This window comes from Lentibacillus halophilus (assembly GCF_039522485.1).
GTDB lineage: Bacteria > Bacillota > Bacilli > Bacillales > Amphibacillaceae > Lentibacillus > Lentibacillus halophilus.
Genome location: NZ_BAAADM010000054.1, coordinates 136606 through 155744 on the forward strand (window position 1 = coordinate 136606; position 19139 = coordinate 155744).

Sequence of the window (19139 nt, forward strand, 5' to 3'; positions counted from 1 at the left end):
AAAGAGTAAGCTTACTGATATGATGCAGCAAGCTTGCTCTTTTGTACTTAGAAACTGTTAATAGATGAGGAGAACGAGATGGAACCTAGCACTAAACTTTCCAAACGCTTGAAAAAGGTTGCTTCATTTGTACTGCCGGGATCACGATTTGCTGATATTGGGTCTGATCATGCTTACCTTCCTTGCTATGTTTGCTTAAGGGATCCTTCGGCATATGCGATAGTTGGAGAATTGAATAAAGGGCCACTTCAGCGTGCACGACAGACCGTTTCATGGAATGGGTTAACGGATAGGATTGATGTTCGTTCAGGCGATGGTCTGGCTGTTTTCCATCGTGGTGAAGTGAACACAGTAGTGATAGCAGGAATGGGCGGTTCCCTTATCCATACCATTCTAAGCGATGGAGAGGCTCACTTGATGGGACTGGAGCGAATCATTGTTCAACCGAATACGGATGAACGGAATGTTCGTCAATGGTTTTCAACTCATGGTTACAGTATTATCGGTGAATCAATGGTGGAAGACAACGGACGTATATATGAAATTATTGTCGCTGATAAAATGGCTGGTTCACAACAATTGACAGGGAAACAACTACTGTTTGGCCCACATCTTTTGAAGCAGAAACCGGATTTGTTTTATCGAAAATGGGAAAAAGAACATATGAAGCAAAGACACATTATCGATCAGATGACGTATGCAAAATATCCTGATAATCCTAAAATTGCAATGATTGAAAAAGAAACAAAGTGGATAAAGGAGGAATTGGGTCATGACTGTCCGTAATATGGATGTATTCAACTCAATGGAAGCATGGGCACCAAAATGGCTAGCGTATGACTGGGATAATGTCGGGCTTCAGATTGGGTCTTATCAAACATCGGTGAATAAGGTAATGGTTACATTGGATGTTCTTGAGTCCACAGTTGATGAGGCGATTGCCAATAACGTTAATTTGATTATTGCCCATCACCCTTTGTTGTTTAAGCCGCTCAAGCAGCTGGATACTGATTCTCCGAAAGGTCGGGTTATTCGGAAATTGATCGCATGGGACATATCTGTATACGCCGCTCATACGAATCTGGATATGGCCAATGGTGGCGTCAATGATATGCTTTGTGATCGGATCGGCATTTATCATCGAGATATTCTTTCAGTCAACTATACGGAAAAAATGATCAAAATGGTGGTGTTCGTTCCTGAATCCCATGCTGATGAAGTAAGGGAAGCTATGAGTGAACAAGGCGCGGGTCATATTGGTGATTACAGTCATTGCACGTTTCAATCGGCGGGGCAAGGAACGTTTAAACCACTTGAAGGCACAGACCCCTATATCGGATCACAGGACACTCTAGCGTTTGTCGATGAAGTAAAAATGGAAACAATTATTCCACAGTACAAGCTTTCCTCTGTTGTGGATGCAATGATGGCAGCACATCCATACGAAGAGGCTGCCTATGATCTGTATCCAGTGGAAAATAGCGGTCCTTCCTATGGGTTGGGAAGAATAGGTGTTATGGATGAATCCATGTCCTTGAATGAACTGAGCGATAGGATCAAAAAAACGCTAAATATTTCTCGTGTGCGGGTTACCGGTGATTTGTCTGCAACGGTAAAACGCATAGCAGTTTTGGGTGGAAGCGGGGAAAAATATCTGCACGAAGCAAAAAAGGCGGGAGCTGATGTATATATAACCGGAGATATGACACTCCACCCCGCGCAGGATGCACAGGAAATGGGGCTTTCAATGATTGACCCAGGCCATTATGCGGAAAAAGTCATGAAAGATGATACAAAAGCCTATCTGGACAAAGAATTCTCTAAAGACGTATTGAACGTCATAGTATCCCAAGCCAATACTGATCCATTTCAAATCGTTTGATTGAGTTTACGCATAAAAAGGAGTAATCGATCATGACTGAACATTTCAGCCAATTTAATTTTCTGCCTGTCCTGACTGACGTTATTGACAAACTGCAATTTAAGCAGCCAACCTCTATCCAACAGCAAGTGATACCTGCCGTACTTGAAGGCAGGAGTGTCATTGCCCGTTCTCAGACAGGGTCCGGGAAAACACATGCCTACCTACTTCCGCTAATAAATGAACTTGATCCAGATAAACAAGAAGTACAACTGGTGCTGACAGCTCCGACTCGGGAGTTGGCATCGCAAATATACGATGAAGTGAAGACGATTATTGACTATGCCGGTAAGGGTGACGTATGGAAGGCCAAGCTACTCGTCGGAGGAACGGATAAACAACGAATGATGGAAAAACTGAAAGAACCACCTCATATTATTGTCGGTACTCCGGGGCGAATGTTGGATTTGGTAAGCGACCAAAGCCTTTCCATTTTTACGGCATCGGCATTTGTGATTGATGAAGCCGATCTCATGCTGGAACTCGGGTTTATCGAGGACATTGATCAATTGTTGGTCCGCACCCGTCAAAATGTCCAAATTCTCGCATTTTCTGCGACGATTCCTCAACAGCTTGAACAGTTTTACCATAAATATTTGGAAAATCCGCTGCATGTTAAAATAGATGATTCAATGGCACCAGAAACGTTGGAACATCGGTTCATTCCTTTGAAAAACAGGACGGAAACAGATGTGATTGTTTCCATCTCGAAAATGATTCAACCGTATTTGGCCATCATTTTCACGAACGGAAAGGAAGAAGCTGATGCATTGGCTGTTTCTTTGCAACAAAATGGGCTCTCTACCGGTCTTATCCATGGCGGCTTGGCATCAAGGGAGCGCAAGCGGGTACTGAAGGAAATTCAGAATCTCCGTTATCAGTATGTTGTAGCAACCGACCTTGCTTCTCGCGGCATGGATATTAAAGGTGTCAGCCATATTATCAATGCGCAACTTCCAAAAGAAACGGACTTTTATGTACATCGCGCGGGCCGGACTGCACGGGCTGGCATGGAAGGAATGGTTATAAGCCTTTATAAGGATGAAGACGTGCGGTTGTTGGAAAAGTTAAAACAAAAAGACATACCTGTTCCTTTTTGGGATATTAAAGATGGTGATTGGAAACCTGTCCATTATCGAAGTCAACGAAAAAAAGATAATACAGCTGATCATGATATGGATTCGTTAGCGTGGAATCAAGTCAAAAAATATAAAAAAGTTAAACCTGGCTATAAGAAAAAAATGAAAAAACAAAAGGAAAAAGTGAAAGATCAATTAAAGAAACAACCAAACCAAAAACGAAAATGATGTTGGGGTGAGGAAATGTTAAAAATAGGATCACACGTATCCATGAGTGGAAAGAAAATGCTGAAGGGATCGAGTGAACAGGCAGCATCATACGGATCCAATGTCTTTATGATTTATACCGGTGCGCCGCAAAACACAAAACGAAAACCCATTGATGAATTGAATATTGATGCCGGAAGACAACATATGGAAGCGAACGGAATCGTTGATGTTGTTGTACATGCTCCTTATATCATCAATATCGGCAATACCGTTAAGAAAGAAACGTTTGAACTCGGTGTGGAATTTTTACAAAATGAGATTGATCGTACAGCAGCGATTGGTGCCGAACAGATTGTATTGCATCCTGGCTCCCATGTGGGACAGGGAGCTGACAAAGGAATTGCGAAAATTGTGGAAGGTCTCAATGAAGTGCTTGATAAACATCAAGACGTCCAGATAGCACTCGAGACAATGGCCGGTAAAGGATCGGAAATTGGACGCACATTTGAAGAATTAGCTTCCATTATGGATGGTGTAACCCATAATGAAAAACTGTCCGTGTGTCTCGATACGTGCCACATTCACGATGCAGGGTATGATGTTGTTCATGATTTTGATGGTGTGCTTGATGAATTTGACCGCGTTGTTGGGCTTGATCGTCTGCAAGTTGTTCATGTGAATGATAGCAAAAACGTGCAAGGTGCTCGGAAAGACCGGCACGAAAATATTGGTTTTGGTCATATTGGATTTGAAGCGTTGAACCATGTTATTAAGCATCCAAAATTGGAAAACCTTCCTAAAATTTTAGAGACACCATTTGTAGGGGAAGATAAGAAGGATAAAAAGCCGCCGTACCAATTTGAGATAAATATGATTCGAAATGACTCGTTTGAACCGGATTTGAAGGAAAAAATTATAAAGCAATAAAAAAACAGGAATATCGCTTTGTGCACGATTCCTGTTAGGCATGGGGTTGATGCTCACTGAAATAAATGTTCCAGACCGTACGATTGGATCATTTTCTCAAACAGCTTCTGAGCTTTGTCTGCCGTGTGCTGATCCGTTATGCGGGCAAGCTCCTGAAGCATTTTTTCCCGGCTGTGTGGACTGAAAGGATCAACAGTATGCTCTTGTAAATAGTCAGTAATAGCTTCAGCCTGATTTCGCGTCACTGAAAAATGATAGTTGTGTGCGTATTGAAGAATCTCATCAGTCGTTAACCGCTTGAGTTTATTACGCACCACTTGTCTAATGAATGTTGACATACGCCTCTCCCCCTTAAAAAAGTGATCTGTTTTACTGTATGCACCAATTATAAAAACTTTCTTATTTACCCACCCTTTTTAACAATATGTACCAGTATATATGCATCCATCGTTCATAAACTATACATACACCTCGAAAGGAAAGAGAGGTCTTGACGATGGATGAAACGAACCGCAGAGCCAACAATTCAGAAAATGGTTCAAAGCTTGATGAACAATCGGATACGGGCGATATAGTCGAAACCAATTTTAACGATGGTAAACGGGACATGGATGAGGTTCAAAGTAGACGTGATGAGGAATTTGCCGCAGAAATAACCGCGGATGACGCAGAAGCTAAAAAAGATGATGATACCGATGCGACAAGTATTTATGGTTGGGTAGCTGTAGCATTGTCCATCATTTCTTATTTTCTGATGCCAATTATTCTTGGCGGTGCCGGGGTTATCCTTGGATTTATTTCTCGAAACAGGGGTTCAGAAACACTGGGTAATACTGCGATTGTAGCTGGTGGCATTTCCATCCTGATACGCTTATTTATACTGCCATATGTATAAACAAAAGGGGCTGATTCTAATCGGCCCCTTTTTTGTACAATGGAAAAAAATAATACTCACCTGATTTGACATGAAATGGATCAGTATCTGGGTTTATTGATCGAAAGTCATCCAGTATCTTTGAAACAGCCACTTGGTTATTTAGTTCATTGATACTTTCCACAATCGATAAAACGGTATCTCCTTTTCCTGCTTTCACCCGAACGACAGTCAATTTCTCCGTTTCATGTGTATTATCAGTGGTCAATTTCGATGACGTATCGGGGAGTATACCTGTTGTCATATCTTTATAAATGCTGATGACCAATAATATAATGAACATATATAGAATAAATCGTTTCATTACGTCATCACCCTTCACTCTACTTCCCTTTAATATAGTATGATCAACCATTCTGATTTATTACTGTTGGAAATGGTGTGGGTTGTGAAAAAGTGGAATGTAAACTTTATGTTAATTTTTCTAGATTTGCTTTACAAATCATGTCGAATTCTTTAATAATAGGGAAGGTATGTGACAGTTTTCAATAAGAAGGGTGGCGTTTTTTTGGATATCGATGTGCAGACACTGATATTTCAATTTATAGGCGGACTCGGTATTTTCCTGATCGGTATTAAATATATGGGAGAAGGCCTGCAGAAATCAGCGGGAGATCGTCTGCGAGATGTGCTTGATAAAACGACAAGTAACCCATTTCTTGGTGTGCTTTCAGGAATTGTTGTGACAATCCTTATTCAAAGCAGTTCAGGGACGACGGTATTAACTGTCGGCCTTGTCAATGCTGGATTTATGACTCTCCGGCAGGCCATTGGTGTCATAATGGGTGCCAATGTCGGTACAACGGTAACGGCATTCATTATTGGGGTTGATCTGGAAACGTATGCGCTGCCGATAATAGCAGTAGGCTGCTTACTCTTATTCTTCTTTAAAAACCAAAAAGTCCAGAATATAGGACAAGCCATTTTCGGCTTTGGTGCCTTGTTTTTGGGTCTCAGGTTCATGGGAGAGGCAATGGCGCCGCTGGAAAATGTTCAGGCATTCCATGATTTGACCTTAAGTATGAGTGAAAATCCTGTTTTAGGGGTTGTTATTGGAACAGTATTTACAGTTGTTGTTCAAAGCTCGAGTGCAACGATTGGTATTTTGCAGGGATTGTTTTCTGAGGGTGCGATTAATCTGAAGGCTTCATTGCCTGTTTTATTTGGTGACAACATTGGTACAACGCTCACAGCATTGCTGGCATCTATTGGAACCTCAATCGCAGCAAGACGCGCTGCTTTGGTTCACGTAGCATTTAACTTGCTTGGCACAACGCTAGGGTTATTACTGCTCGGCTTCTTCACGCAGTATGCTCTATATCTGCAGTCATCGTTACAATTGAATCCAGAGATGACCATTGCATTTGCTCATGGCAGCTTTAATATCGCAAATCTAATTATACAATTTCCATTTATTGGAGCGCTTGCGTGGTTAGTAACCAAGCTTGTTCCGGGCGATGACACCGTTGTTGAATACAAACCAAAACATTTGGACCCGATTTTTATTCAGCAATCATCCACATTGGCACTCGATCAGGCGAAAGCAGAAATTATTCGCATGGGCGAGTACTCGTACAAAGGACTTGAGGAAACCAATCTGTATTTAACAACGAAAAGTCAGAAGCATTCGGAAATGTCCATGCAAATCGAAGGCGCACTCAATAACCTCGATCGAAGGATAACGGAATATTTAGTGGAATTATCCGGTGAATATATGTCCGAATTGAATAGTGCCAAACATACGCTGCTGATGGACTCTGTACGTGACATTGAACGAATTGGTGATCATTTTGAAAACATTATTGAACTGATTGATTATAAAATAACCAACAAAGTCCATTTAACGGAAAAAGCACAAGAAGATTTAAATAATATGTTTGATTTAACCGTTATGACAGTAAAAGAATCCGTTGAAGCACTGGATAGCACCGACCGTGAAAAAGCATTGGGAGTTGTGCAGAAAGAGGATCAGATTGACAAGATGGAACGTGACTATCGGAAAAAACACATTATTCGTATGAATGAGGGTGTATGTACAGGATCAGCAGGCATCGTCTATGTTGACATCATCAGCAATTTAGAGCGTATTGCTGATCATGCGGTGAATATTGCTGAAGCTGTTTTGGACGAATAGAGAATATCGGCACTGAATTTATCAGCAGTTGCCGGTATTTTATCTGTTTTTGTTTTGGATATATGATGATTTTTTTGGATATTGTGTTTCTTGTTGAAAATAGGGGTTGAACATGCTATAGTTACTAATGTTGTTAATTCTTGCAGCGATATCAGTATCGTACATAATATCCCGGAATAGAGGGTTGACTAATTCCGGGAAGGGTGATAGAATGTATATCGTCGCTGTTGGGAAACAGGAAATAGAATTACTGATTATTCCACAGTAGCTCAGCGGTAGATCTATCGGAAGTTAACCGATCGATCGCAGGTTCGAATCCTGCCTGTGAAGTCATGTGGCGGTGTAGCTCAGCTGGCGAGAGCATACGGTTCATACCCGTAAGGTCGTGGGTTCGAACCCCTCCACCGCTATTCATTTTCTGATGGCGGCCGTGGCGAAGTGGTTAACGCACCGGATTGTGGCTCCGGCATGCGTGGGTTCGATCCCCACCGGTCGCCCCATATAAATAAAGCCAAGGACCCTTAGCTCAGCTGGTCAGAGCTATCGGCTCATAACCGATCGGTCGCAGGTTCGAATCCTGCAGGGTCCACCACTGACATTCGGAGGTATACCCAAGTGGCTGAAGGGATCGGTCTTGAAAACCGACAGGCGGGTCAAACCGCGCGGGGGTTCGAATCCCTCTACCTCCTCCATACATAACGTTGGCAACAACTATAACAAGATCATGTTATAAACGGCTCGATAGCTCAGTCGGTAGAGCAACGGACTGAAAATCCGTGTGTCGGCGGTTCGATTCCGTCTCGAGCCATCTTTTTAAAACAAGCATACATGCTTGTTTTTTTTATACCAAATAACGAGCATAGCTTTAGGTATTAGGAGAAATTGCGTATTGTTTGCAACAGTTTAAGTACTTTGATATATTAAAATTAAAAGGATGATACATAATCCTTTTAACAAATAAAGACAGGAAGGATGGATATAATGGCTCCATTTGAACTACCAGAACTACCATATGCATATGATGCTTTGGAACCGACGATTGACAAAGAAACCATGAATATTCACCACACAAAGCATCACAATACTTATGTCACCAAATTGAATGCCGCGCTGGAAGGTAAATCAGATCTACAGCAAAAATCACTTAACGATTTAATTGGCAATCTTGATGCTGTACCGGAGGATATTCGGACAGCTGTTCGCAACAATGGCGGTGGACATGCCAACCATAGCTTGTTCTGGAAGGTCATGTCACCCAATGGTGGGGGCGAACCAACTGGTGAACTTGCTGACAAAATTAAATCGACATTCGGCAGTTTTGACCAATTCAAAGAAGATTTTGAAACAGCCGCAAAAGGCCGCTTTGGTTCAGGCTGGGCATGGCTGATTGTTAATAATGGTAAACTGGAAATTACTAGCACACCGAATCAGGACTCCCCAATCATGGACGGTCAAACACCGATTTTAGGACTTGACGTATGGGAGCATGCTTACTACCTGAAATATCAGAACCGTCGTCCTGAATATGTCTCTGCATTTTGGAATGTTGTTAATTGGGACGAGGTTGCGAAAAACTATAACGAAGCTAAATAAGTAGCTTTAAAAACACGGGGTTAGCCTCCGTGTTTTTTTAATATAACTGGAAAATATCACTGTTGTAAGCCATCTTTTTCCCATGTTTGTTATTACATATCCGTGCTCTCATTTGTTTACACTATGAATGAACAAAAAGGAGCAATGGATATGCGTAACTATTTACAAGCCTTTACAGGAAAAATGGATATTAACCGGGATCTTATTTTGCTGCTTGTTATAGGCGGCTTGTACTCGTTGAGTATTTTTCTTTCCAATACTTTTGTGAACATATATTTATGGCGTCAGGCCGGTGATTACAGCACCATTGCCTTTTATAATCTGGCCATTTATCTGTTTCAGCCGCTCACCTTTATTCTTGCAGGAAAAATTGCTAAAAAAATTGACCGTGTTATTGTTTTACGTCTTGGTGTTATTGCTTTATCGCTCTTTTTCCTGAGTGTACTGCTTATTGCAGATAAAGCAGCAACGTACAACTTTGTGCTTGGCAGTGTGCTGGGAATAGGATTTGGATTTTACTGGTTGGCTTTTAATGTGCTTACATTTGAAATTACTGAACCTGAGTCAAGAGACTTTTTTAATGGGTTTTTAGGTGTTTTACAGTCATTAGCTGGTATGATTGGTCCGGTCCTCGCAGGGGCCATCATCGCCAGAATGGACGAGACGATTGGGTATACGGTTATTTTTTCAATTTCATTCTGCCTGTTTATTGGTGCGGTTGTATTGAGTTTTTTTCTGAAACGGCGTCAGGCAGAAGGGCGTTTTTATTTCAGGCGTGTCTTATCTGAATGGAAAGGCAATAAAAACTGGCGAAAAATATTGAATGCTCACATATCTCAAGGACTTCGGGAAGGTATTTTTTTATTTGTCATTTCCATATGGGTCTTTCTTGCCACAGGAAGTGAATTTTCGCTTGGGATCTTTAATTTGTTTCTTTCGGGATTATCTTTCGTTTTTTATTTCATCGTAACAAGATGGGTGAAACCGTACATGCGGAAAAAATTTGTACTCATAGGAGCACTGATCTTGTATTTCTCGATTTATATTATTTTGTTTGAGACTGGGTATGTGCAGCTGATGATTTATGCGGCACTCATAGGCACGGCTTATCCAATTGTCAACGTTCCTTACTTTTCCATGACATTTGACGTCATTGGAAAGGCATGGAAAGCAAAAGAATTAAGAGTGGAGTATATTGTCGTCCGTGAAGTATTTGCCAATATCGGTAGAGTGACGGCTATAGTCGTATTTCTTATTGCCATATCCATTTTTTCGGCGGAAACCATTATTCCATATCTGCTCGCCTTTTTCGGACTGGGTCATATTGTTATTTATATGTTTATTAAAGGTGTTCATTTGAAAACAAACACTAAAAACGAATCCATCACCACGGAATCTGTCACTGATGAAAAAAATCGGTGATCCCTGTTAGAAACAGCCGGAAAAAATGGTATAATAAAAACATACTATTTCCAAGGTGAAGGAGAGACATATGGCAGACGCGAAAAAGAAGAAAAAGAAAAAGGCGCAGTTGCCCTTTCGTTTAAATATATTGTTTTTTGTTGTTTTTTTGTTGTTTTCAATACTGATTCTGCAACTTGGCGTTGTCCAAATTCTAAATGGGAAAACGTTTCAAGCGGAAATCGACCGCACGTCCAATGATTACACGGAAATTTCTGTTCCCCGCGGTAAAATGTATGATCGGAATGGCGATTTAATTGTTGGCAATAATGCAGAATACGCTATCACGTATACACCGGACAAAGGCACACGGGCGAAAAAACGACTGGATGTTGCGGAAAGATTGGCCACTTATATCTCTATGGATGAAGGCGACGATGGAGATTACGGTGTTACGGAACGAAATCGGAAAGACTACTGGTATCTTAAAAACACGGAAGAAGCAAAAAGCAGGCTGACAGACAAAGAAGAAAATAACATGGATAACAGTGAGCAATACAGTACGATGATAGAACGAATTACGGATGAAGAAATTGCTCTAAGTAACTTTACCGATCAACAGCTTGAAGTGATGGCAATCAAGAAGGAAATGGACAAAGCAATGGCGCTGACGCCGCAAACAATCACAAAAGGCAATGACGTAACTCCCAGGGAATTTGCACGTGTTGCCGAACATTTGGATAAATTGTCAGGGGTGAACGCGACAACGGATTGGAACCGTAAATACCCATACGATAATACATTCCAGGCTTTTACCGGGCAACTGACATCGGAATCAGAGGGGATATTGGCTGAAAAAAAAGAATACTACTTGACAAGAGGTTACAACCGTAATGACCGTGTGGGCAGGAGTGGTCTTGAACAGGAATATGAGAGCATTTTAAGGGGACGCAAAGAAAAAATCCAATATACAACCAATAAGGAGGATACAGTAGTTGACTCTGATGTTGCTGTTGAAGGACAGCGTGGAAAGGACCTTGTTCTTTCCATTGATATGGAATTGCAGAAACAAGTGAATTCGATTCTTCGTAAGGAATTGAAGACCGCCATCCAAAATCAACCTTATGAGAATAAAGAAATGGACAGAGCTCTTGCGGTAATGATGGACCCACAGACAGGAGACATTCTCGCGGCCGGCGGGCAATATTACAACCGAAAGGAAAAGGAATTTCAAAATTCCGGGCTCAGCACCATACACAATGCATACAGCTTTGGTTCAGCGGTGAAAGGTGCAACGGTGCTGTCCGGTTATGAATCAGGGGTTATTAAGCCGGGGCGCTCCTTTTACGATGCACCAATCAAAATAAAAGGCACACCTGTGAAAAAATCTTATCATAACTTAGGGCAGGTCAACGATTTGGATGCACTAAGACTGTCATCCAACGTTTACATGTTCTACATTGCAATGCGCATGGGTGGAGATTTTAACTACCAGCCGAATGAACCGCTTAATTTTGACCCGGAGGCTTTTACGGAGATGCGCAGTTATTTCAGTCAATTCGGGCTTGGCATTTCAACCGGTATTGATTTTCCGTCGGAATCGACTGGATATGAGGGCAGTGACCCGCGCGCAGGAAATTTGCTTGACTTTGCGATTGGGCAGTATGATACGTATACAACGATGCAAATGGTCCAATATATTTCAACCATTGCCAATAACGGATACCGCGTGCAACCACATTTTTTGAAGTCCATACGCAACCCTGTGCCACACAGCGAGGAACTTGGTCCAGTATATAAAAACAATAATACCGAGATTATCAATAGGGTGGAGATGGATCAGAACTATATCGACCGTGTTCAGGAAGGGTTTCGTCAAGTGTTCCAGGAACCCGGCGGAACGGCTGAACGTTATTTTTCTGATCAGCCATATCAAGCGGCCGGTAAAACGGGTACCGCTGAAGCCGATGTTTATAAAAACGGGGAAAAAGTGCATGATGCGGAGAATTTAGCTCTTATAGGCTATGCGCCTTATGATGACCCGGAAGTAGCGTTTGCACTCATTGTACCCCAAGCAGGAACTGGAAACAAACACCCGATCAGCTATAAAATCGGTCAAGGGATTTTGGATGCGTATTTTAAATTAAATAATAAAAAAGATGAAGAGTAAAATGGTTATACCAGCCTGAGCACTCGTGCAGTGTTCAGGTTTTTTTATTTGCGCTATTCATAGGGGCGCGATTATTTACAGTATTTTTACATTCAATTCATAGGCAGTTAAAACTGTTTCGTTAATATGGGAACTGCAGAGAGGAAACCATCCTTTCTTCCTGACAAAAACAGAAACAGGAGGTTTTTAACATGAGGTCAATGTTTTTACTTGTGACCATTGCTATGTCATTGCTATTAGCTGCATGCGGCAATGCGGAAGAAAGCGCAAATGAACAGGGAAATGGCGGAGACAACAAAAATGCAGGAGACGGGTCGTCCGAAGTAATCGTGGATGGATCGTCCACCGTCTTTCCAATCATGGAAGCCATAGCTGAAGACTATCAGAAACAAAATCCTGATGCCCGGGTTAATATTGGTGTTTCCGGAAGCGGTGGTGGATTTGAAAAGTTTGCGGCAGGTGAAACCCATATTTCCAACGCTTCCCGGCCAATTAAAGAAGCAGAAAAGCAGACACTTCAGGATGCGGGTATTGACTACACCGAATTCGAAATAGCGCTTGATGGTCTTTCGATTGTTGTTAATAAAGAAAACAACTGGGTTAATAAATTGACGGTTGAACAGCTGAAAAAAATGTGGTCTAAGGATGGCGGTGTGGAAACGTGGGCCGATGTGAAAAAAGGTTGGCCTGAGGAAAAAATTGAGTTTTATAGCCCTGGAGCGGATTCCGGCACATTCGATTATTTCAGCGAAGTTGTTCTTGGAGATGCTCAGATTCGTAAAGATGCGTCATTATCAGAAGATGACAATGTCCTTGTGCAGGGGGTAATGGGCTCTCCTAATGGAATCAGTTACTTTGGATATGCTTATTACGCTGAGAACAAGGAAAACTTAAAAGCAGTACCGATTGTGAATAATGATGGGGAAGCCATTAAACCAAGCAAAGAAACCATTCAATCGGGTGCATATAATCCATTTTCACGACCACTATTCTTCTATGTAAAAAATGAAGCACTAAAAAAAGACGCTGTTTATAATTTCACCACATATGCTCTTAAAAATGCCGGTAAAATGGCAGAAACAGTCGGTTATGTCGGAAAACCGGAAAGTGCATATGAAGAAGCACTGCAAAAGGTTGATAAAATAGCCGGTAAATAGGCGAGAGGGATATGTGAGAAAAGTTTTTCTGCTTTTCTTACTTCCTGCGTTTGCCGTGACATATAGGTTATTCAATACAGAGGAGTTTTTGCATGACGGTAAATGTAAAAAACATGATCAGAAAGAAACAAACAAACCGTTTTTTCTTGCGTTTTACGGAAAAGGCTGCACCTGTATTCTTTCTATTGTGTGCGGCAATATCGGTGCTTACGACAGTTGGGATTATTCTGACATTGTTTGTGGAAACCATCACTTTTTTCAACAAGGTTTCTTTTATAGAGTTTATTACAGGAACACAGTGGTGGCCATTTGGCAGGAATCCAAGTTACGGCATTCTACCGCTTGTATCCGGAACTATGCTGATTACGATTATTGCCAGTGCGGTTGCCCTTCCCATCGGTCTTGCATCAGCTATTTATTTAAGTGAATTTGCCGGGGAACGGACACGGAAAGTGGTGAAACCGGTACTGGAAGTTTTGGCTGGAATTCCAACCATCGTTTACGGTTTCTTCGCTCTCACATTTGTGACGCCTGTTCTTGAAATGATTATTCCGGATTTGCCTGTTTTTAATGCGCTCAGTCCAGGGATTGTCGTCGGTGTAATGATTATTCCAATGATTGCGTCGCTGTCTGAAGATGCTCTCCACTCCGTCCCCATTTCGATGAGAGAAGGTGCTTTGGCCATAGGGTCCACACGTCTGGAAATGGCCATGAAAGTCGTTGTCCCTTCAGCATTATCGGGAATTATATCGTCATTTGTTCTTGGAATATCACGTGCCATTGGCGAGACGATGATTGTTGCGGTAGCTGCCGGTGCCACACCAAAGCTGACGTGGGATGTTACAGAATCCATCCAGACGATGACGGGCTATATTGTTCAGGTTAGTCTTGGGGATGTATCGTACGGATCCACAGCCTACTACAGTATTTATGCAGTGGGAATGACGTTATTTGTGTTCACATTAATTATGAATATTATATCGCATTATATTTCCCGTCGCTTTAAGGAGGATTACTAAAGATGAACCTCGTCGATAAACAGATTGTCCAAAAAAGCATGGGCAGGCGAATCCTCAAAAACCAATTGGGTAGAACAGTATTTTTCCTTGCTTCCGTTTTTGGCATTGCGATTTTGGCAGTATTGTTCTATCGTATTTTGTCAGAAGGAATGGGATATTTGGATTGGAACTTTTTAACCAATTTTGCTTCAAGATTTCCGGAAGAAGCAGGTATTAAAGCAGCCATTATAGGCTCGTTATGGCTGATGGCGGTTACGGCTCCCGTATCATTGCTGCTTGGTGTTGGAACAGCTATTTATCTGGAAGAGTATGCGAAAGACAATAAAATGACTCGGTTTATTCAAATGAATATTTCCAATCTTGCCGGGGTTCCATCTGTTGTCTTTGGTCTTTTGGGTCTTACCGTTTTTGTGCGGCTGATGGAGATGGGCAGAAGCATTATGGCGGGCGGATTGACGATGAGTCTGCTGATTCTGCCGATTATTGTTGTATCTTCCCAAGAAGCGATACGGGCTATCCCTAAAAATCAATATGAAGCATCTTTTGCGATGGGAGCAACGAAATGGCAGACGGTACTACGTGTCGTGCTGCCCGCTGCCATTCCTGGTATTCTGACAGGCGGTATTCTTGCCTTGTCACGGGCCATTGGTGAAACAGCGCCCCTTTTGATGATTGGTGCCCTGTCCTTTATTGCCTATTTGCCGGAAAATGTATGGTCCGGATTCACCGTACTGCCGATTCAAATATTTCATTGGACTGGGAGACCACAGGAGGAATTCCATTTGGTGGCTTCTGCAGGCATCATCGTACTGCTGGTTCTATTACTGCTGATGAATTCGATTGCGGTATTTATACGAAACAAGTTTTCCAAACGATCTTAATGGGAGGTTTTTTATGAGTCTGGCTGTAACGAATAAACGTACCTTTTCTGCTAATGCAGTTGAAAATAAAACGGAATTTGCAGCAAAAACGATTTATGACGTTGATAATTTTAACCTCTGGTATGGAAATGATCAGGCACTTTATGACGTCAATCTTGCTATACCAGAAAACCAGGTAACAGCGATCATCGGACCGTCTGGCTGCGGAAAATCAACTTTCATTAAGTCGCTTAATCGGATGGTGGAACTGATTCCATCGGTCAAGATAAGCGGAAATATCCGTTACGCCGGTGGTGATATATTCAGTCCTGGTTATAAAGTGGAACAATTACGAACCGATGTCGGTATGGTCTTTCAAAATCCGAACCCGTTTCCGAAATCCATTTATGAGAATATCGCCTATGGTCCGAAAATTCACGGCATTCGGAAGAAGAACGTACTTGATGAAATCGTTGCGAAAAGTCTTAAAGGGGCAGCACTATGGGATGAAGTGAAAGACCGTGTACAAGAAAATGCGTTTGGATTATCCGGCGGTCAGCAGCAGCGGTTATGTCTTGCCAGGTGCCTGGCTATTGAGCCGGATGTCATTTTAATGGACGAACCGACATCCTCCCTCGATCCAATAGCGACAGCTAAAGTGGAAGAACTTGTGCAAAGCCTGAAACGGGATTACAGTATTGTCATTGTCACCCACAATATGCAGCAGGCGGCTCGGATATCGGATAAAACAGCCTTTTTTCTTAATGGTGACGTAATCGAATTCTCGAGGACGGATAAACTTTTTTCCAACCCGGAAGACAAGCGGACTGAAGATTATATTGATGGCCGTTTCGGCTGATGGGGCGAAAGTGGGCTGGAAACATCCTATATCTTAAATCCCATAATCTTTATTGATAAATGATAAATAAAAGCTGTATTGCACGTGCAATACAGCTTAGCTTGTAATAGCCTCAGCAATTTCATTATGGCTCATATCACTATTCAATTCGAATGTTCCGAGCTGAACCAATTTGCTGTATCCTTCATTTTCCATGTATGTTGAGAATGCATCGGCATTTTCAATAATATTATGTTCTTGTAAAGTGTTACTAATGGTGGATGAAGCTGTGCCGGATTCAATGGTCAAGGTGTAAGTGTTTGTCTGGTTCGATTTAGACTCGTTTTCTTGACTGTCTTTATCGTTTGTATTGTCATCCTGGTTATTGCCGGCATTCGTACCGTTTTTGTTGTTTTCGTCCGATCGTACTGAAGCTGATATATATTCTGATTCGGTCATTACATGATATCCATTTGATTCGATTTTTTGAATCAATGCTTCTGTTGAACGCGCTGGATTATTTGGCTTATCATTTGAGAAATAAAAAACAGCAAGCATAATGATTCCGGCCGTCAACAAACCAAGTGCGAAAAAACGAATTGGTTGTTTCATCTTGTTCTCCTATCTTTCTGTTAATTGTTATTTTAGTCGCGATTTATGGTGCCTTCCGAACATTCATTTGTCGGCAGTTCTTCTTCAAGAGCTTTGATCTTTTGCTTCATTTGATAGTTTTCCTGCATGGTCGAAGTCGATATTTGTTCCAGTTCGCTTTCCAGTTGATCAAATTTATCATTCATGAAAAACGACAGGATCAATAGAACGACGGCAATGACAATAACGGTAATGATTACATAAAAAATCACGGTAGCCACCTCCCCCAATCATTTATCAATACTGTTATAACATATCATGTTGAAAAGAGAAATAATCAATTTTTAACAGCCACTTCTTGAATATTCTCCGGACATCTGCTATCATGATTAAGTCTGAAACGTCATAATAAACGTCTTTGAACAGCAAATTACCATGTTTGGAGGGAAAATAAATGCGCGTAAATATTACACTTGCTTGTACTGAAACAGGCGACCGCAACTATATTTCGACAAAAAATAAGCGGAACAATCCAGAACGTTTGGAGATTAGGAAATATAGCCCGCGTTTGAAGAAACATACACTTCATCGGGAAACCAAATAGTTCGAATCCTTTAGCTCTTGCCTTATTGCGGCAAGAGCTTTATTATAACATTAGGGTGATTTACACGTGTTCAGGAGTGTTTTCATTGCAAAAAAGAAACATGCGAAAAGACGCAAAGGACGAATTAAAAAAACTTTCGGATGCACATCGGATGCAAATCGAAAAAAAGCTTAAACAGAATCTCGTTTCTTCGGATGTGTGGAAACGTGCAGACAGAATCGGTATCACGGTGTCAAAAGGGATGGAGTGGGATACCAACCCCATTATCGAGGCGGCTTGGCAGGAAGGCAAAACCGTCGCTGTTCCGAAATGTTATCCGGATGAACGGAAACTGACTTTTTTTGATTTTCATACATATGACCAGCTCGAAACCGTTTACTATAATCTTTTGGAACCAAACCCCAACAAGACCGACAACGTTAACAAGGAGACTATTGATTTGCTTATTGTTCCTGGTCTTCTTTTTGATCAAGGAGGTTTTCGGATCGGTTTTGGCGGCGGGTATTATGACCGTTTCCTGGCTGACTTCCCGAACCGGACACTGTCACTTGCAGCAGACTTTCAGGTTGTGGAAAAGCTTCCGTCCGATTCGTATGATGTTCCCGTAGACAGTCTCATTACCGAACATGGCATGCTGGACCAAGGAGGTATGTAACGTGGATCTGGCACGGTATTCAAGACAAATGCTATTTGGTCCCATTCAAGAAACAGGGCAGAAAAAACTGACAGAAAGTTCGGTGCTCGTCATTGGTGCGGGTGCCTTGGGTAGTGTCATTTGCAACCAGCTCGTCCGGGCAGGGGTCGGTACCATTCGGCTTATTGACCGGGACTATGTGGAATGGAGCAACTTGCAGCGGCAAATGCTGTTTGATGAAGATGATGCCGTCAACGTTGTGCCAAAAGCGATTGCAGCTAAACAAAAACTCGAAAAAATGAACAGTCATGTGACGGTGGAAGCCATTGTTGGCAATGTGGCAGTAGCCAATATACGGGAACTGCTGGAAGGCATGGATGTTGTTCTGGATGGGACGGATAATTTTTCAACACGCTATTTGTTGAATGATGCCTGTTTTCAGAAGGGAATCCCATTTTCCTATGGCGGAGTGGTTAGTTCACGGGGAATGCAAGCTTTTTTTACACCGGGGGTGACCCCATGCCTGCGCTGTATGGCAAAAGGAGAAGCAGCGAGTGGTCAGACATGTGATACAGCGGGAGTTATTTCGCCCGCGGTCAATATGGTTGCATCCCATCAAGTGACTGAGACGTTGAAGTATTTAACCGGGAATCAGGATGCATTGCGGCAAACATTGAAAACGTTCGATCTCTGGCTGAATAATGGGTATGATATGAGACTATCAGCTTCTGCTCCCGACTGCCCGGTATGTCAGAACGAAGATTATCCATCTTTGAGAAAATCGGCTCAGAATGAGGAAACGGTTTTGTGCGGACGTGATACGGTTCAAATCCATCGTGAGACAAGCAGGGATTTGGAACAATGGGAAACCATACTCACTCCAACAGCTGCTTTGCAGCGCACCCCCTTTTTACTGAAAGCGGTATTCAATGATGACATTCAATTTGTTCTATTCCAGGACGGCCGTGTGCTCGTTCAAGGGACGGAAGATCCTGTTCAGGCACGGATTTTGTATGACCGTTATATCGGTTCCTAGTGCATAATTTCATATTAATGACGGATAACTA

20 protein-coding genes and 6 tRNA genes are annotated in these 19139 nt (G+C 42.0%); 22 read left to right on the forward strand and 4 right to left on the reverse strand.

The features are described from left to right. The first annotated feature begins 78 nt into the window (after positions 1–78). Genes ABDZ72_RS10390 through ABDZ72_RS10405 form a run of 4 tightly spaced genes read left to right on the forward strand, consistent with a single transcriptional unit; the run spans position 79 to position 4137 of the window. Positions 79–786, forward strand: a complete 708-nt coding sequence (locus tag ABDZ72_RS10390; protein WP_343752803.1) for a tRNA (adenine(22)-N(1))-methyltransferase — start codon at positions 79–81, stop codon at positions 784–786. Beyond that, positions 773–1882: a Nif3-like dinuclear metal center hexameric protein gene (locus ABDZ72_RS10395; RefSeq protein ID WP_343752805.1), complete on the forward strand. Its 1110-nt coding sequence runs from the start codon at positions 773–775 to the stop codon at positions 1880–1882. The genes ABDZ72_RS10390 and ABDZ72_RS10395 overlap by 14 nt, the downstream gene beginning before the upstream one ends. A gap of 32 nt (positions 1883–1914) precedes the next feature. After that, positions 1915–3228 (forward strand): DEAD/DEAH box helicase, encoded by a 1314-nt coding sequence (locus ABDZ72_RS10400; protein WP_343752807.1) that lies wholly within the window; start codon positions 1915–1917, stop codon positions 3226–3228. Between the two features lie 15 nt (positions 3229–3243). Beyond that, positions 3244–4137 (forward strand): deoxyribonuclease IV, encoded by an 894-nt coding sequence (locus ABDZ72_RS10405; RefSeq protein ID WP_343752809.1) that lies wholly within the window; start codon positions 3244–3246, stop codon positions 4135–4137. Positions 4138–4190: 53 nt separating this feature from the next. Here ABDZ72_RS10405 and ABDZ72_RS10410 read toward each other — a convergent pair whose 3' ends face one another. Then, a complete protein-coding gene (locus ABDZ72_RS10410; RefSeq protein ID WP_343752811.1) occupies positions 4191–4475 on the reverse strand; it encodes a DUF2624 family protein in 285 nt (94 codons plus the stop codon). A 158-nt stretch (positions 4476–4633) separates the two neighbouring features. On the opposite strand from ABDZ72_RS10410, the gene ABDZ72_RS10415 reads away from it, so the two are divergent. Continuing rightward, on the forward strand, positions 4634–5032 hold the full coding sequence (locus tag ABDZ72_RS10415) for a hypothetical protein (RefSeq protein WP_343752813.1): 399 nt from the start codon (positions 4634–4636) through the stop codon (positions 5030–5032). Between the two features lie 16 nt (positions 5033–5048). Here the strand turns inward: ABDZ72_RS10415 and ABDZ72_RS10420 are convergent, their stop codons facing one another. Beyond that, positions 5049–5375: a hypothetical protein gene (locus ABDZ72_RS10420; protein ID WP_343752815.1), complete on the reverse strand. Its 327-nt coding sequence runs from the start codon at positions 5373–5375 to the stop codon at positions 5049–5051. A gap of 204 nt (positions 5376–5579) precedes the next feature. Between ABDZ72_RS10420 and ABDZ72_RS10425 the strand changes: the two genes are divergently transcribed. The 14 genes from ABDZ72_RS10425 (at position 5580) to pstB (ending at position 16264) form a co-directional block, all read left to right on the forward strand. Continuing rightward, a complete protein-coding gene (locus tag ABDZ72_RS10425) occupies positions 5580–7205 on the forward strand; it encodes a Na/Pi cotransporter family protein (protein WP_343752817.1) in 1626 nt (541 codons plus the stop codon). Between the two features lie 258 nt (positions 7206–7463). Then, positions 7464–7535: transfer RNA gene (locus ABDZ72_RS10430), tRNA-Asn, on the forward strand. Positions 7536–7541: 6 nt separating this feature from the next. After that, a tRNA-Met gene (locus ABDZ72_RS10435) sits at positions 7542–7615 on the forward strand. 14 nt (positions 7616–7629) lie between these two features. After that, positions 7630–7705 (forward strand) — tRNA-His (locus ABDZ72_RS10440). 15 nt (positions 7706–7720) lie between these two features. Beyond that, positions 7721–7797: transfer RNA gene (locus tag ABDZ72_RS10445), tRNA-Ile, on the forward strand. Between the two features lie 9 nt (positions 7798–7806). Beyond that, positions 7807–7897, forward strand: a tRNA-Ser gene (locus ABDZ72_RS10450). A 43-nt stretch (positions 7898–7940) separates the two neighbouring features. Further along, positions 7941–8013: transfer RNA gene (locus tag ABDZ72_RS10455), tRNA-Phe, on the forward strand. Between the two features lie 173 nt (positions 8014–8186). After that, complete coding sequence (locus tag ABDZ72_RS10460) at positions 8187–8798, forward strand: superoxide dismutase (RefSeq protein ID WP_343752819.1); 612 nt, start codon at positions 8187–8189, stop codon at positions 8796–8798. Between the two features lie 150 nt (positions 8799–8948). Further along, the gene (locus ABDZ72_RS10465) at positions 8949–10220 is read left to right on the forward strand and encodes an MFS transporter (RefSeq protein ID WP_343752821.1); all 1272 of its coding nucleotides are present in this window, start codon (positions 8949–8951) and stop codon (positions 10218–10220) included. A gap of 70 nt (positions 10221–10290) precedes the next feature. Further along, complete coding sequence (locus ABDZ72_RS10470; RefSeq protein WP_343752823.1) at positions 10291–12369, forward strand: peptidoglycan D,D-transpeptidase FtsI family protein; 2079 nt, start codon at positions 10291–10293, stop codon at positions 12367–12369. Between the two features lie 191 nt (positions 12370–12560). Continuing rightward, on the forward strand, positions 12561–13526 hold the full coding sequence (locus tag ABDZ72_RS10475; protein ID WP_343752825.1) for a PstS family phosphate ABC transporter substrate-binding protein: 966 nt from the start codon (positions 12561–12563) through the stop codon (positions 13524–13526). 92 nt (positions 13527–13618) lie between these two features. Then, positions 13619–14545, forward strand: a complete 927-nt coding sequence (gene pstC / locus ABDZ72_RS10480) for a phosphate ABC transporter permease subunit PstC (RefSeq protein WP_343752827.1) — start codon at positions 13619–13621, stop codon at positions 14543–14545. A gap of 2 nt (positions 14546–14547) precedes the next feature. Continuing rightward, entirely contained in the window at positions 14548–15426 is an 879-nt protein-coding gene (gene pstA, locus ABDZ72_RS10485; protein ID WP_343752829.1) for a phosphate ABC transporter permease PstA, read from the forward strand. 13 nt (positions 15427–15439) lie between these two features. Beyond that, positions 15440–16264, forward strand: coding sequence for a phosphate ABC transporter ATP-binding protein PstB (gene pstB / locus ABDZ72_RS10490; protein ID WP_343752831.1), 825 nt, complete (start codon positions 15440–15442; stop codon positions 16262–16264). Positions 16265–16360: 96 nt separating this feature from the next. On the opposite strand, the gene ABDZ72_RS10495 is transcribed toward pstB, so the two are convergent. Both ABDZ72_RS10495 and ABDZ72_RS10500 read right to left on the reverse strand, forming a co-directional pair. After that, a complete protein-coding gene (locus ABDZ72_RS10495) occupies positions 16361–16855 on the reverse strand; it encodes an endolytic transglycosylase MltG (RefSeq protein WP_343752833.1) in 495 nt (164 codons plus the stop codon). A gap of 32 nt (positions 16856–16887) precedes the next feature. After that, positions 16888–17106, reverse strand: a complete 219-nt coding sequence (locus tag ABDZ72_RS10500; protein WP_343752835.1) for a hypothetical protein — start codon at positions 17104–17106, stop codon at positions 16888–16890. A gap of 182 nt (positions 17107–17288) precedes the next feature. Between ABDZ72_RS10500 and rpmG the strand changes: the two genes are divergently transcribed. The 3 genes from rpmG (at position 17289) to ABDZ72_RS10515 (ending at position 19108) form a co-directional block, all read left to right on the forward strand. Further along, complete coding sequence (gene rpmG, locus ABDZ72_RS10505) at positions 17289–17438, forward strand: 50S ribosomal protein L33 (RefSeq protein WP_343752837.1); 150 nt, start codon at positions 17289–17291, stop codon at positions 17436–17438. A gap of 76 nt (positions 17439–17514) precedes the next feature. After that, positions 17515–18093 carry a 5-formyltetrahydrofolate cyclo-ligase gene (locus ABDZ72_RS10510; RefSeq protein WP_343752839.1) on the forward strand — a complete coding sequence of 193 codons (579 nt, stop codon included), beginning with the start codon at positions 17515–17517 and terminating at the stop codon, positions 18091–18093. Position 18094: 1 nt separating this feature from the next. Beyond that, positions 18095–19108 carry a ThiF family adenylyltransferase gene (locus ABDZ72_RS10515; protein ID WP_343752841.1) on the forward strand — a complete coding sequence of 338 codons (1014 nt, stop codon included), beginning with the start codon at positions 18095–18097 and terminating at the stop codon, positions 19106–19108. The last annotated feature ends 31 nt before the right edge of the window (positions 19109–19139 follow it).